This is a genomic window from Serratia ureilytica, assembly GCF_013375155.1.
Lineage (GTDB): Bacteria > Pseudomonadota > Gammaproteobacteria > Enterobacterales > Enterobacteriaceae > Serratia > Serratia ureilytica.
Genome location: NZ_JABXOF010000001.1, coordinates 212,232 through 226,440, shown reverse-complemented (window position 1 = coordinate 226,440; position 14,209 = coordinate 212,232). Strand labels below are relative to the sequence as shown.

Sequence of the window (14,209 nt, the reverse complement as noted above, 5' to 3'; positions counted from 1 at the left end):
TTAGCGCCCGCGCCCGCAGGGCTGAGCGGCCAGGAAGGCCGCCACGTCCTGCCGGTAGGCGTCGTATTGCACCGAGCGCGGGGCAAACAGGCCCACCACGTTGATCAGCCACGGATGGCGCGCGAACAGCGGCTTGACCATCACATGATCGGCCTCGTCGATGCGCGTCACCGTCAGCAGCGAGGCCGGGATCGTTTGCCGATACACGCGCTCGGTTTCGTCCGCGTCCACGTTGACGTCGCGCCCGCCCAGGATCAGGTGCACCGGCGTGGCGAAATGCCGCAATCCCGCCGTCGCGTCGCTGGCCATGTTGGCGCGAATAAAGCGCCAGCGGCCGGCGCTCAATGCAGCGGCAGCGCCAGACTCACGGCGGTACTGTTCGTAGCCGTCCGGCTGTTCGAGCAGCGTTTGGATGTGGCGCCAGTGCGCCTCGCGCGCGGCGATCGACGCTTCATCGTCCCCTGCCGCCGCCATCGCCGCCCGGGTGTTGTAGCGCCCCTGCCGCAGCCAGTTGATCGCCGGCGCCACCGCGAGCGTAAACGCGATGTCGGGGCGCAAACGCGCCACCTCCGGCATCACCCACCCCGCCTGACTGGTGCCCCACAGCCCCACGCAGCGCGCATCGAAGCGCCCGTCCCGCCGGGCCCAGTCGATGATATCGACGGTTTCCCGCGCGCGATCCGCCATGGTCTGATGCAGCCAGTTGCCGCCGGAGCCGCCCACGCCCGGCTTATCGAAGGATAAAACCGTATAGCCCTGCTGCGCCATCGTCTCCCAAATGCCGTAATAGCCTTCGTCGCGGCTGGCGTTGGCCGGCCCATCGCCGTGCACGAACACCACGACGCCGGGCTTCACCGGCGCATGCTCCGGCAGCACCAGCGTGCCGGTCAGCCGATTGCCACCGGCGGTCACCACGACCGGTTCGGTGACAAAGCGAAAGTCGTTGACGTAAATCACCCAGCCGAGCACCGGCAAGAGCAGCGCCACGAGACACAGCCCTATTCTGCGCACGTCGCCTCCCCGCTGCGTTTCTCCATCAACACCCAATCGGCCTGGCCGAACAACAAGCCCAGCGAGGCGTAATGTTCTTCGCGCCGCACCTGAAAACCGCAGCGCCGATACAGGCGCTGCGCATCCACGTTGCGCCGGCTGACGTGCAGGCTCAGGCGCCGGCCTGCGCCTTGTTCGGCGGCGTAGTCGTTCATCCACTGCAGCAGTCGCCTGCCCACCCCTTTGCCGCGCTGACTCTCGGCCACCGCCAGGTAGGAAAGATACAGCTCATCGGCCGCCGGGGTGTGCTGCAACACCGCAATTTGCAGATACATACGCCAAACGTTCAGCCAGCCATAGCGGCGACACAGCCGCCAAATCGGCAAGGCGCGCGGACGTGGCCCAGCGCGGTTCTCGCCATCGATGGCATTCAGGGCAAAGACCGCCACCACCTGTTCATCCTGTTTCACCACGAAGCTGCGCTCCCGGCTGCCGCTTTGCCGCCAACGCCACAGCCGATAGAACAGACGCCACTGAAGGCGGGCGCTCAGACTGCGCGCGCGCTGGAATTTGTCGCAGAACGCGGCGTAGATCAACGCCGCCGTTTGCAGGCGGTCAGCGTCGCGATAAGGCTCAATGTGCAACATATCAACCTCGACTAGGGTTGGCGGTAGAGCAGCTGTTCCAACAGCCGCACCGGCGTGATCGCCTCCGGCGAAGGCGACGCGAAGATCGCCTGCCGCCAAGCCTGGCTTTCGATCACGTCCAGCACCAGCTGCGCGAGCGGCAAGGGCGCTATCGCCGGCGCGATCTCGCCGATTTGCTGAGCCTCAGCGATCGTCGTCGCCAGCGCCTCAATCAACTGCCGCTGGTTGGCGCTGAACGGCTCGGCCAATGCCGGGTTACGCGCCACTTCAGCCACAATCTCCGCCGACAGTTGCACATTGTCCGGTTCGGCGACAAAAGCGTGATAGGCGGTGAAAAAGGCCGACAGCGCCTGTTTCGGCCGCTTTTTCTCGGCCCGCAATGCGGCGGCGAACTCGGCGAATACGCCGTTTTCCAGCAGCGCGATCTCGCCGATCAGCGCCTCCTTGCCGGAAAAATGGTTATAGAGGTTGCCCACGCTGACGCCCGCCGCCTGGGCGATATCCCGCATGCTGGTCTGGTGAAATCCCTTATGGGTAAAGCTGTGCAGCGCAGCGTCGACAATCTTTTCTCGGTTTCCCATCGGCAGCTCCCGAAGCAATGAGGGCGCTGGGCGCCGTAAATTGATACAAAAAAATGAACGAACGTTCGTTCACTTTCAAGTCTAGCATAGACCGGTAAAATTGAACCGCGGCTCAACGGCGCAGAGATCGGTGGGAAGAGACAAACGCCGCCCCGCTTTCAGGGGCGGCGCCCGGCAAACTCAGTGCAGCGCGTCGCCCTGCTTCACCGACGTAAACGCCTGCATCAGTTTCACGACGTCATGCATGCCGATGTTGACCTGGTTGATCACTTCTCCGGCGTCATGGGTCAATGCCACACCGCCGCCGGCCTGTTCCACGCAGGTCGCCATGCCGGCGATCGCCGCCGCCACGCCTTGCTGGATAGACTTGGTCATGCGTTCGATCTCGGTCGCCGCCTTGCGCGACTGTTCCGCCAGCGTGCGCACCTCGTTGGCCACCACCGCAAAACCGCGCCCGTGCTCACCGGCGTGGGCGGCTTCGATGGAGGCGTTAATCGCCAGCAGATTGGTTTGCGAGGCAATTTTACGAATGGCTTCGACGATGGTGCCGATCTGCTGAGAGCACTTGCCAAGCTCGGTGACCACGTCCGACGTTTCGCGCGCCGCCGCTTCGACCTGCTGCATGCCCTTCACCGCCTGCTGCACGATGACCGCGCCCTGCGCCGCCTGCCGGTCGGTATCGAGCGACAGATGATGCGCGTTGCGCACCATCTCTTCTTCATGCTGCTGCTGTTGTATCAGCCGGGTGATGTCCTGGGCGATCTTCACCACTTTCACCACCTGGCCGTCGTTGTCGAGGATCGGGTTATAGCTGGCCTCCAGCCAGACCCGTTCGCCGCGCCGGTTGACGCGCTCAAAACGCCCGGTGATGAACTCGCCGCGCGCCAGGCGCTGCCAATGCCGCCGATAGTCGTCGGAAGCGGCGAACGCCGGTGGGCACAGCACCGCATGCGACTGCCCGCACGCCTCATCCAGCCGATAGCCCATCAGCGCCAGCATATTGTCGTTGGCGCTGACAATGTCGCCCTGCGGCGTGAAAGAAATCATCGCCATCGAGCGATTCAGCGCCGCCAGCAGGCTGCGGTGTTCCTGCGCCTGGGTCACTCGCTCGGTCACTTCGCTGGCAATCTTGACGATTTCCACCACCTTACCCTGTTTATTCAGCACCGGCGCATAGGTGCCCTGCAGCCACACCGCCTCGCCGTTTTTCGCGATGCGCTTTATCGTGTCCGTGATGGGTTGCCCTTTATTCAGCGTCTCCCAATGTTCGCGATATAACGGGCTGGCGACATAGTTCGGATCGCAGAAAATACGGTGATGCCGGCCTATCACATCATCGCGTTGAAATCCGAGCGTGCTGAGAAAGAGATCGTTGGCGCGCAATACCGTGCCGTCGGGCGAGAATACAATCATGGGAACGGCGTGTTCTATCGCGCTCAGCTCGGCGCCTTTGTGGGTAGTTAACTGACTGAATTGTAACAGCATAGGGTGTAGTCCTTGTGGCAGATGATCGCGCTTTTCTTATTTTGTCTGGCCACATGCCGCGCCCACACGCAGACGTGCCATCGCGGAAGGAGCGGGCAGCGCCGATCCTTCTGGTTATTGCTCTTAACCGGATTAAATTTATTTATTCAGTAAAGTAATTATTCGAATTTAAATAAACCAACAACCTAAGATTTTTATTATGAATAACTGTATTGAGAATAACGTAAGTGATGAAAATTGAAAGGTAAAATGCGGATTTTTGTCGGCGCCGGCAGGATAACCGGCGCCGGGAAGATTAACGCCAGCGTTCAGCTACCCAGGCGGCCTGTTGCTCGGCGTCATGGAAGGTCCAGGCGACGAAGCGGCTGATCTTCTGCCCTTGCGCCATCTCGATGGTGCGCACCTCGGCCGCCCCCGCCACTTTCAGCGCATGGTAGATGGCCGGCAACGTGGTGTTTTTCGAGATAAGCGAGGTGAACCACAGGCAGTTATTGGCCTTGCTGACGCTCTCTTCCACCATCTTGCGCACAAAGGCTTCTTCGCCGCCTTCGCACCACAGCTCGTTGTTCTTGCCGCCGAAGTTTTGCACCGGCTTGTCGGCCACTTCCCCTTTGCCCAATTTATGCAGCTTGCGGCGGGTGCTGGCGCGCGCTTCCTGCTCGGACGCGTGGAACGGCGGGTTGCACAGGGTCGCGTCGAATTTCTCGGCCGCGCCGATGATGCCGCTAAAAATCAGCTCAGGCTGTTTTTGCAGCCGCAGACGCACGCTGTTGCGCAGCGTCGGGTTCATTTCGACGATCATTTTGGCTGCGTTCAGCGACACCGGATCGATTTCGGAGCCGGTGAAACGCCAGCCGTATTCGCGCAGGCCGACGATCGGGTAAATGCAGTTGGCGCCGACGCCGACGTCGAGGATCGCCACGCCCTTGCCGCGCGGGACCTCGCCGCCGTTGCTGGTCGCCAGCAGATCCGCCAGGTGGTGCAGATAGTCGGCGCGGCCGGGGATCGGCGGGCACAGGTAATCAGCCGGAATATCCCAGTGTTCGATGCCGTAAAAGTGTTGCAGCAACGCACGGTTGAGCATTTTCACCGCCGCCGGATCGGCGAAATCCACCGAGACATCGCCCCAGGCGTTCGGTTTTACGAACGGCGCCAGCGCCGGGCAGCTGGCGATCAGCGCCGGGAAGTCGTAGCGCGAACGATGACGGTTGCGCGGATGCAGGCCGCTTTTCTGCTGCGGGAAGGTTTTCTTTTTTTCCACCGTGACGGGCTCTCTTGAAGGTATTTCCGGCGCGTAAGATAACACATCCGGCCCGGAATGGCGCAGCGGCGGGAAACCCGGCACAATGAAAGCTTCATCGATTGCCACAGGGGCCCCCATGAGCCGTGAATCTCGTTATTATTATGAACCCGCCGCCGGCCACGGCCTGCCGCACGATCCGCTGAACGCCATCGTCGGCCCGCGCCCCATCGGCTGGATCTCTTCCCGCAGCGCCGCCGGCTTGCGTAATCTGGCGCCCTACAGCTTTTTCAACTGCTTCAACTACCGCCCGCCCATCATCGGTTTCGCCAGCACCGGCTGGAAAGACAGCGTGGCGAATATCGTGGAAACCGGCGAGTTCGTCTGGAACCTGGCGACGCGACCGTTGGCGGAAGCGATGAACAACAGTTCCATCACCCTGCCGCGCGGTGAGGACGAATTCGCCTTCGCCGGCGTCACGCCGCTGCCCGGGCGTCGGGTCAAAGCCGAGCGCGTGGCCGAAAGCCCGGTGAACTTCGAATGCCGCCTGACCCAATGCATTCAGTTGCAAACCGCCGCCGGGGAACAGGTGGAGACCTGGCTGGTGTTGGGCGAAGTGGTGGCGGTGCATCTCGATCCGGCGCTGCTGGATGAACACGGCGTTTACCAGACCGCCGCCGCCGAACCGATCCTGCGCGCCGGCGGCCCGAGCGCCTACTACGGCATTTCCGAGCAGCACCGTTTCGATCTGACGCGCCCGACGCGCTGATCGTCTCCCCCGTTTATGCAGAAGATGAACGGGGGAATTAATAATCAAAAAATCTGAATAAAACCATCAACACTCTCCGATTTCATCACGTCTTCTCCTGCGCAATAATCTTCCCATCGAAAGGCACTCCCTTTCTCCCTAATCCGCTTTGACAGGAATGACGAACATGAAAACCATCAAAACTTTTGCTGCTGCTATCGCTCTGGCTACCGTTTCTTTCACCACTTTCGCCGCTGAACACGTCAGCGCGCAGGATGCCGCCCAATTCGAAAAAGCCGGCGTGATCGTCGCCAGCGGCGCGACCGACCTGAGCAGCCTGAAATCCCAGTTGGCCGCCAAAGCCGATGCGGCGGGCGCCAAAGCTTTCACCATCACCTCCACCAGCGGCAATAACCTGATGCACGCCACCGCGGTTATCTACAAATAATCGCCGCCCCAGACGTCAAAAAGCCCGCCGGCTATCACCCCGGCGGGCTTTTTTTATGTTCAAGTGCATTAGCGCTGAATGGGTAAGACAGCGAGTTTTTTGCCGTCCGCTTTGTCAGCAACCAATGTAAATTCAGTCCAATATTTGCGCGGTGCCTCATTTGACGCGTTGCCGACCGTCGCAATCTCAACCGAATAGCTATGCCCAATCTTGAACCCGTCGAAAGCCTCCGTCAGGCATTCGCCAGGCATGACCGCTATCGGCTGCTGGCCCGGCGCAACCGACGTGGACCATTCCGCCTTCCCTCCGGCCCCCGGTTGATAAATTCCGATGCCCACCAGCTCGCGTTTTCCGTCAATATCGTCCGGCACACTAATGCATACGCGATTGTTTTTAACGCTAACGTTTGCCGGATAGAACCAGGGACGTTCCTGCACACAGCCGCTCAGCAATGCCAGCACCAATAAAAAAGTCAGTTTTTTCATTTCATTGCCTTTGGGTTACGCGGCTCTTGGATGAACAACCGTAACACGGTTTCATAGCGAGTTTTAAATAGATACGACAGCTATTTTCCTATCGTCCGCTTCGTCAGCCCCCACGCGTAAACGAGCCGGAAAATTCTGTCGCCAACAGGCAGAAACCCTGTATTCAATGGGGTTTGCACACACATTTTTTTACCTGCCCATAGCTGGACTAACGGGAGAGGATGATTATCATGTTACGCAGACTACAGATGCAGAGAGCGTTGTATGCAACATATCATTGAAGGTTTCCTCAGTTTCCAGAAAGAGATTTTCCCGCAGCGCAAGGAACTGTTCCGCAGCCTTGCCTCCAGCCAAAATCCCAAAGCGCTGTTTATCTCATGCTCTGACAGCCGTTTAGTGCCCGAGCTGGTCACACAGCAAGAACCTGGGCAGCTTTTCGTTATCCGTAACGCCGGCAACATCGTCCCTTCCTTCGGCCCGGAGCCGGGCGGCGTCTCTGCCACCATCGAGTATGCAGTGGTGGCGTTGGGGGTTACCGATATCGTGATTTGTGGCCACTCGAACTGTGGCGCCATGAAGGCTATCGCGTCCTGCCAGTGCCTCGACCCCATGCCTGCGGTAGCTCACTGGCTGCACTACGCGGATGCGGCCAAAGCGGTGGTCGAGAAGAAAACGTGGAATAGCGAAACAGACAAAGTTAACGCTATGGTCGAAGAGAACGTTATTGCTCAGCTAAATAATATCAAAACCCACCCTTCTGTGGCGGTGGGTCTGCGCAACAGCGGGCTGCGCCTGCACGGCTGGGTGTACGACATCGAAAGCGGCGAAATTCGCACGCTGGATAGAAACACCAAGAGCTTCGTGTCTTTGGCCGATAATCCCGACGTCTATTTCGAATAAAATAGCGTCCGGTTTAGCCATTAAATAAAATCCACGCTGCGGCGTGGATTTTATTATCCGCCTTAAGCCAAGCGCGCCTCTATCGCCGCAGCGAAGTCGCGGCACATCCGGTCGTCACCCTCAGCGTTGTCCGCCAATACCGTCTCGCCATCCACCACCCGGATGTGCGCCTGCAAATCGAAATCTGCTGGCGGCTGCGGGCGCTTGGCCGCGGCGGCCATCGTCTGCTGCGCCTCATGCCACGCCTGTGCCACCGTCTGGTTGCAGGCCTGCGCCAGAGAGTCCGGATTAAACCCTTCGCCGGTCAGGCTGCGCAGCGTGTCGTCATGGCTGACGCTGTTGCCCGGCAACCAGTAGTGTTGCGCCAGATCCGGGCCGATGGCCGGGTTGTCCGTCAGGTAACCGTCGCGCTGCAGGAAGAAGTGACGGGTTTGCTCCACCGCCATCATCGCCAGCAGATAACCCTGATAGGAACAGGCGGACTCCAGCGACAGCAGGTGCGGGATCGCCAACGTCGGGCGCGGGCTGCCGCTGATGCCGAGGATCTTTTGCTCGACCTCGCGCGCCAGCGCGGTGATGGCTTCCGGCGTGCGCTGCTCGTCATCCCACTGATACAACGCCCACTCGAAGTACGGCACCAGCAGGATATGGCGTTCGTTGAACGCGCGCATCGGCTGGCGCGCCGCGATGCCGGCCTCAATCAGCGCATCGGGCACCGCTTCGCCGGCGGCGTTTTTCGCATAGCGTTTCAGCCAGTCGGCGTCGTCCAGCAGGCTGTCGCAGAACATCGACTGGGTTTCGGCATAGGCCATCGAGGTCGGCGGGAACTCCTGCGAGAAGCACGGTGCATTCTGGCGGATGTTGGCGAAGTGCGCCGCGTGGCCGCCCTCGTGGAACAGGGTGTTGAGCCCATAAGCGCCGCTGCCCACCTGCCCCGGCTGCGCCAGGCTGGTGAAGTTGATGCGCGCCGGCACCCATTCCCCCTGGCGCACAAACGGCGGCACCGGGCCGTGCATGAAGCCGTTCTCAAACTTGCCTTTGCGCACCAGCAGATCGAGATTCATCTCGGCGCCGCCAAAACCGATGTGCAGACGTTTGAAGCTGTCGACCCAGCGTTCCAGCGAACGAGAAAACGGGAAGTAAGGATCCAGTTGACGGGTGACGTCGCCGGCGCTGGCAAAGCGCACATTCCACGGCTCCAGCGCCTGGCTGCCCTTGTCAGCCGCCAGCTGTTGCAGGCTGCGCGCGTTGGCCTCGCGGGTTTCCCGCTCGAAGCGATCCAGAATGGCGAACAGCTGCTCCGGCGTCATGTGCTCGGTTTTGTTCACCTTGTAATCGAAGTAGTTGCGATAGCCCATCTGGCGCGCAAAGCGGTTGCGCAGGCCGATCAGCTCCGGCAGGCCGTTATGCAGCAGCCATTGCTCCAGATCGCGCAGCGCCTGCTGCGAGCTGCGGCGAGAGTCTTCGTTCGGGTTGGTCGCCTGGTTGGTCAGCAGCTCGCCGAGCGAGGCCGCCACCCGCCGCCCGTCGGCGTTCAGGTGCGTGACCTGATAGCCCTTGCGGCGCGAGTAGAGATCGGACTCGGCGTGGATGATTTGATCCAACAGCGCCTGCGCCTGCGAGTCTTCAATGGCGTTGCAGTCGAAGAAACGCAGCCAACCTTGCAGGCCATGGATCAGCGCATCGCGCTGCGCCTCCTGCGGCAACGCTTCCAGCCCGGCAAGCAGACTGCGGATCTCGGCCAGCCGGCGCGGTTCGGCGACGAAGCGCTTATAGGCGCTTTCCGCGGCGGAAAAGCGCGCCGAGACGTCTTCATCGCCGGTGCCCATGTAGTTTTGCCAGAACAGCTCTTCTTTGGCGCGGTGAACGTCGAGGTAATCCTGGTTCAATTGATTGAAGTAATCGAGAGCCTGTTGCATAACCGTCCTTCTCAGCCGATGAGGAAATATCCCAGTATAGTCGCGCTTAGGCCTGACGCAGGCGCTGCAGCCCCTGCTCCAGCGTCTCGCTCTCGCCGGCAGCCACCAGGCAACAGGCGACCTGCCGCTGGATGGCCTGCGGGATCGCCACCTCGCCCGCCAGACAGCGTTCAGTCCAGCGCGCGGTGGTTTCAGCGTCTTTCGCCGCCGGCAATGCCGGTGTTTCATCCGGCAAGGTGCGCTCCAGCAGCACCTGCTGTTCGCCGCCGACGATGTGGTGAATTTGCGGGCAGCGCAGCGGGTTGGCGTAGGCCTCGCCTTCCGTGCCGTGCATCAGCAACCCGCGGGCGCCGATCTGGCGGAAAAACGACGCCACCCGGCCAACATACTCCGGATGTGAGACGCTGGCGAGGCGCAACGCATCCTGTTCGCCAAACGGCGTCGCCAGCTTGGCCAGCGTATGGGCGCTGTTGCGCACCCCCATGCGCCAACGCAGCCCGAGCTGCCGCGCCAACGGCGCCGACAGCGTGGAAACCGGCATGAATACCGCCTCGCCGTTATCGAGACGCCGCTGGGCGTGAGCGGCCTGTTCCGACCACGGCAGCCCCAGAGCGCGGAAAATCTCGGCGCTGGTCACGCGGGTGCTGTCGTCCAGGACGCCGTGCACCACCACCGGCAGGCCCACTTTCGCCAGCAGCAGCGCCAGCAGCGGCGTCAGGTTGGCCTGCTTGCGCGCGCCGTTGTAGCTCGGCAGCACTACCGGCATCGGGCGCCCTTGCGGCGCCTGCAGCGACAATACCTGCTGCTGCATCGCCTGGTAGAACCCCAGCATCTCCTCTTCGGCTTCGCCCTTGATGCGCAGCGCGATCAGAATGCCGCCAAGCTCAAGTTCGGGGACCTCCCCGGCCAGCATCGCCTGATACAGTTGAAAAGCGGTCTGTTGATCCAGGTCGCGCGCATGATTTTTGCCGCGGCCTATTTCTTTGATAATTTTGGTGTAATCCATCCGAAGGTTCCCCTGGCTGCCCTTCAGTTAGCATACCCTATCCGCGCCGCCGCTCAACCTCCTGCGCCAGTCGCCGCTGCGCGTCATCGCCCTCGCGCAGCCCGGCGATCACCCCGCCGGCATCGTCGGCGCTGCGGTTTTGGCTCATCTTCCATTTGCCTTCGCGCCGGGTGACGGCGATCTCGATACCGACAATGCCTTTAAGCTGCGCGGCGATGTAGTTGGCCGGCGCGTCGTCGAGCCGCCAGGGCGCCGGGCGGCGCCCTTCCTGTTGCGCCGTCAGGTCGATCAGTTGGCGGCGCAGCCAGGCCGGATCGTCCGTCACCGTCGGCACGCCATACAGTTGCACCACGCTGTAATTCCAGGTCGGCACCACCTTGCCGGTCTGGCGTTTTCTCGGGTACCAGCCTGGCGACACATAACCTTCCAGGCCTTGAAAGATCACCAGGCATTCCGCGACGTGCCGCAACCGCCGCCAGTGCTCGTTGGCGCGCGACAGGTGCGCCCGCAGCCGCAGCTGCCCCTGCTCGACATCAGCCACAAACGGCAGCGGGTCGGCCGTCAATCCGTGCTCGCCGTGGCTGACCAACAGCCCCAGCGGGTGGGCGCGGATCAACGCCAGTTGGGCATCCAGATCGTCTTCGCGAAATGCGGCGGGTTGAAACATCAGTGGGGCTCCTTATCGCGCTCTCATGATGACAACAGTAAAGCACCCGCCGGCGGCCTACTTAAGATCCGCTTTCTGGCTATTTCGAGTGATCCGCTTTAACAACAGCAGGGCCACGCCCATCGCCAACAGATTAAATACCATGGCGCCGGCAAAGGCTTGGGCATAGCGCTCCGCCGCGCCGCCGCTCGCCAACAGCGGCACAAAACCGACGCCGCTGACCACGATGCCCAACGCGCCTCCCACCTGCTGCACGGTGGCGACCAGACCCGCCGCCATCCCCGCCTGCCGCTCCTGCGCCAAACCCAGCACCAGATTCAGCAGCGGCGTCATGCTCAGCGCCTGACCGAACCCCAGCACCACCAACCCCGGCAGCAGCCGCAGCGGATGCGTCAGCGCCTCACCCCACAGCGCCTGCGCCATCAATAGCGCCAACCCGGCGGCGTAAATCGCCACGCCCACGCTCAGCACGCCGTTGCCCCACCGCTGCGCCAACCGGGGCGCCAGCATCGAGGCCAACATAAAGGCCGCGCTGGCCGGGGCGAACAGGCTGCCCGCCTGAAAAGGCGTCAGCCCCGCCCCCGCCTGCAGCAGCAGCGCGAAACACAAGAAAAACGAGGAGGCGGTGGCATAAATCGCCAGCACCACCGCCATGCCCGGCGCGAAACCCGCCTGGCGGAACAGCGCCGGATCGAGCACCGCATCGTCACCGCGCTGCGCCAGACGCCGCTCCCAACGCAGGAAGCCCCACAGCGTCAGCATCGCCAACGCCAACATCGGCGCTATCCACCACGGCCAGCCGCGCGCCGGCCCCTCCAGCAGCGGCAGCAGCAACAGCGACAGGCCGGTCGCCGCCAGCCACAGGCCAACGCCGTCCAGCCGCTGCGCCTGCGCCACCCGCGATTCGGGAATGCACCGCACCGCCCACAGCGCCAGTGCGCCGATCGGCAAATTGATCAAAAAGATCATGCGCCAGCCGCTGCCGAACAGGTTGGCCTCGATGATAAATCCGCCGAGGATCTGGCCGAAGATCGCCGCCAATCCCAACGTCATGCCCAGCCAGGCGAAGGCGCGCCGTCGCTGTTGCGGCGCGTACAGCACCCGCATCAAGGCGTAAATTTGCGGGAACAACAGCGCCGCCGTCGCCCCCTGCAGAATACGCGCGGCGATCAGCAGGCCGAGCGATCCCGCCAGCCCGCACAGCAGGGAGCTCAACGTGAATCCCAGCATGCCGAGGCTGAACAAGCGCCGACGCCCGAAGCGATCGCCCAGGCGCCCACCGGCGATCAACAGCACCCCAAACGCCAGCTCGTAACCGGCGACGATCAAACCGACCCCGGCGAAATCGGCGGCGAACTGCCGCTGGATCACCGGCGCTGCCACGTTGACCACGAACAGATCGAACACCGTGACGAAACCGCCCAACAGCAGCACCGGCAGGCCGGGCAGCCCTCGCCGCTCACCAGATAATGAATGTTCCATACCACCTCCAGAGATTATGATGGCCGCAGTATGGAACAAGGTTTAAACTGTTACTATATAGCCACTTATACTATTACTAACAGCAACAGGACGGCCGATATGCCCCCACGCACCCTCGAACGCACCCGCCACGAACTGGGGGATTTTCTGCGGCAAAAGCGAGAACAGCTGTCGCCAGAGGCGGTCGGCTTGCCGAGCGGCAGCCGCCGCCGCACGCCGGGATTGCGGCGCGAGGAAGTGGCGGCGCTGGCCGGCGTCGGCCTCACCTGGTACACCTGGCTGGAGCAAGGCAGGGAAATCAATGCGTCGGTGACGTTTTTGGAAAATCTGGCGCGGGTGCTGCAGCTCGACGCCGCCGGCCGCTACCACCTGTTCTTATTGGCGCATCAGCGCCCGCCGGTGCCGGTTGGGCATCAGTGGTGCCAGGTTTCGCCGTTGGTGCGGCGTCTGCTGGACGATTTGGCGCTGCGTCCGGCCTACGTCATGAACCTGAGTTGGGACATCATCGCCTGGAATCCGGCGGCACAGCGGCTGTTCGCCATCGGCGATCGCCCGGCGCAAGAGCGCAACATGTTGTGGATGCTGTTTGCCGATCCGCAGCTCAATGAGCGCCTGCTGGAGTGGCAGGCGCAGGCGCCGCAAATCCTGGCCAGCTTCCGCCGCGACTACGCCCGCGCGCCGGAGGATGAGGTAATGCGCCAACGGGTGCAGGCGCTGGAGCGGGTGTCGCCGCCGTTCCGCCGGCTCTGGCGGCAGCATGACATTCACGGACGCTGTCAGGGGCGGCGCAGCTTCGTCGTCCCGGAGATCGGCCCGGTCACCTTTGACCATGCCTCTTTCATCGTCGACGAAGAGAACCATCTGCGGCTGGTGATGTACAGCGCGCTGCCGGACGAACCGGCCAGCGCGGCGTTTGAAGCGCTGCTGCGCGAGGATTAACGACGGCTGTCGAAAATGAGTTTGCAGGCCAGCCCGGCGAACACGCCGCTCAGCAGGTAGTTCGGCCAGCGGGCGCTGAAGCGGCGACTGGCGAAACGGCTTTTCATGCCGCTGACCGCCAGGATCACCCCGCCGTTAATCAGCAAGCCGACCAGATTCAGCACCGTCGCCAGCGCCAGCATCTGCACCACCACCGAGCCGGCGCGCGGATCGATAAACTGCGGGAACAGCGCCAGCACGAACAGCGCCATCTTCGGGTTGAGGATGTTGGTCAGCAGCCCCTGTCGGAAAATGCGCGCCGTCGGCACCGCCTGCAACCCGGCGGAAGCCTGCAGACTGCTGCCGGATCGCAGCGTTTTCCACGCCAGATAGAGCAGATAAGCCGCGCCCAACATTCTCACCGCGTCGTAAGCCAGCGGCACCGCGACGAACAGTTGCGACAACCCCAGCGCCGCCGCCAGCGCGTGGCAGTAAGTGCCGAGTTGAATGCCCGCCAGCGAAGCGAAACCGGCCCGCCGCCCCTGGCTGACGCTGCGCGAAGCGATCAGCAGCATATCCGGGCCGGGGGTCAGCGCCAGCGCCACGCAGGCACCGGAAAACAACAACAGCGTTGCGGCATCAATCATGAATCACCTGATAAGAAGACGGACGGGGATGGAGCGTCCATCATAG

Annotated in this window: 15 protein-coding genes; 4 read left to right on the top strand and 11 right to left on the bottom strand. The window is 62.4% G+C overall.

Going from position 1 to position 14,209, the window contains the following annotated elements; all coding sequences use genetic code 11:
• From HWW83_RS01180 to rlmF, 5 genes are all read right to left on the bottom strand, one after another.
• Positions 1-1,011 (bottom strand): alpha/beta hydrolase family protein, encoded by a 1,011-nt coding sequence (locus HWW83_RS01180; RefSeq protein WP_176588934.1) that lies wholly within the window; start codon positions 1,009-1,011, stop codon positions 1-3.
• Complete coding sequence (locus HWW83_RS01175) at positions 999-1,637, bottom strand: GNAT family N-acetyltransferase (RefSeq protein ID WP_033642385.1); 639 nt, start codon at positions 1,635-1,637, stop codon at positions 999-1,001. Before HWW83_RS01175 ends, HWW83_RS01180 begins: the two co-directional genes overlap by 13 nt.
• Positions 1,638-1,648: 11 nt before the next feature.
• Positions 1,649-2,218, bottom strand: coding sequence for a TetR/AcrR family transcriptional regulator (locus HWW83_RS01170; RefSeq protein ID WP_033642384.1), 570 nt, complete (start codon positions 2,216-2,218; stop codon positions 1,649-1,651).
• 180 nt (positions 2,219-2,398) lie between these two features.
• Entirely contained in the window at positions 2,399-3,703 is a 1,305-nt protein-coding gene (locus HWW83_RS01165) for a methyl-accepting chemotaxis protein (RefSeq protein ID WP_176588933.1), read from the bottom strand.
• Positions 3,704-3,998: 295 nt separating this feature from the next.
• Positions 3,999-4,964 carry a 23S rRNA (adenine(1618)-N(6))-methyltransferase RlmF gene (gene rlmF / locus HWW83_RS01160; protein WP_176588932.1) on the bottom strand — a complete coding sequence of 322 codons (966 nt, stop codon included), beginning with the start codon at positions 4,962-4,964 and terminating at the stop codon, positions 3,999-4,001.
• Between the two features lie 118 nt (positions 4,965-5,082).
• Between rlmF and HWW83_RS01155 the strand changes: the two genes are divergently transcribed.
• Both HWW83_RS01155 and bhsA read left to right on the top strand, forming a co-directional pair.
• Positions 5,083-5,712, top strand: coding sequence for a flavin reductase family protein (locus tag HWW83_RS01155; protein ID WP_047025039.1), 630 nt, complete (start codon positions 5,083-5,085; stop codon positions 5,710-5,712).
• 166 nt (positions 5,713-5,878) lie between these two features.
• Positions 5,879-6,139, top strand: a complete 261-nt coding sequence (gene bhsA / locus HWW83_RS01150; protein WP_015377148.1) for a multiple stress resistance protein BhsA — start codon at positions 5,879-5,881, stop codon at positions 6,137-6,139.
• A 68-nt stretch (positions 6,140-6,207) separates the two neighbouring features.
• Here the strand turns inward: bhsA and HWW83_RS01145 are convergent, their stop codons facing one another.
• Positions 6,208-6,624, bottom strand: coding sequence for a putative T6SS immunity periplasmic lipoprotein (locus HWW83_RS01145; RefSeq protein ID WP_103101890.1), 417 nt, complete (start codon positions 6,622-6,624; stop codon positions 6,208-6,210).
• A gap of 264 nt (positions 6,625-6,888) precedes the next feature.
• Between HWW83_RS01145 and HWW83_RS01140 the strand changes: the two genes are divergently transcribed.
• Positions 6,889-7,524: a carbonic anhydrase gene (locus tag HWW83_RS01140; protein WP_004939270.1), complete on the top strand. Its 636-nt coding sequence runs from the start codon at positions 6,889-6,891 to the stop codon at positions 7,522-7,524.
• A gap of 62 nt (positions 7,525-7,586) precedes the next feature.
• On the opposite strand, the gene HWW83_RS01135 is transcribed toward HWW83_RS01140, so the two are convergent.
• Genes HWW83_RS01135 through HWW83_RS01120 form a run of 4 tightly spaced genes read right to left on the bottom strand, consistent with a single transcriptional unit; the run spans position 7,587 to position 12,598 of the window.
• Entirely contained in the window at positions 7,587-9,443 is a 1,857-nt protein-coding gene (locus HWW83_RS01135; RefSeq protein ID WP_176588931.1) for a M3 family metallopeptidase, read from the bottom strand.
• 46 nt (positions 9,444-9,489) lie between these two features.
• Positions 9,490-10,449 carry a DNA-binding protein YbiB gene (gene ybiB, locus HWW83_RS01130; protein WP_176588930.1) on the bottom strand — a complete coding sequence of 320 codons (960 nt, stop codon included), beginning with the start codon at positions 10,447-10,449 and terminating at the stop codon, positions 9,490-9,492.
• Between the two features lie 37 nt (positions 10,450-10,486).
• Positions 10,487-11,116, bottom strand: a complete 630-nt coding sequence (locus HWW83_RS01125; RefSeq protein WP_176588929.1) for an FMN-binding negative transcriptional regulator — start codon at positions 11,114-11,116, stop codon at positions 10,487-10,489.
• A 57-nt stretch (positions 11,117-11,173) separates the two neighbouring features.
• Positions 11,174-12,598, bottom strand: a complete 1,425-nt coding sequence (locus HWW83_RS01120) for an MFS transporter (protein WP_176588928.1) — start codon at positions 12,596-12,598, stop codon at positions 11,174-11,176.
• A gap of 99 nt (positions 12,599-12,697) precedes the next feature.
• Here HWW83_RS01120 and HWW83_RS01115 point away from each other — a divergent pair, with 99 nt between their 5' ends.
• Positions 12,698-13,537, top strand: a complete 840-nt coding sequence (locus tag HWW83_RS01115) for a helix-turn-helix transcriptional regulator (RefSeq protein WP_033650544.1) — start codon at positions 12,698-12,700, stop codon at positions 13,535-13,537.
• Here the strand turns inward: HWW83_RS01115 and HWW83_RS01110 are convergent.
• Positions 13,534-14,163: a LysE family translocator gene (locus HWW83_RS01110; RefSeq protein WP_047572190.1), complete on the bottom strand. Its 630-nt coding sequence runs from the start codon at positions 14,161-14,163 to the stop codon at positions 13,534-13,536. The genes HWW83_RS01115 and HWW83_RS01110 overlap by 4 nt on opposite strands.
• Positions 14,164-14,209: the final 46 nt, after the last annotated feature.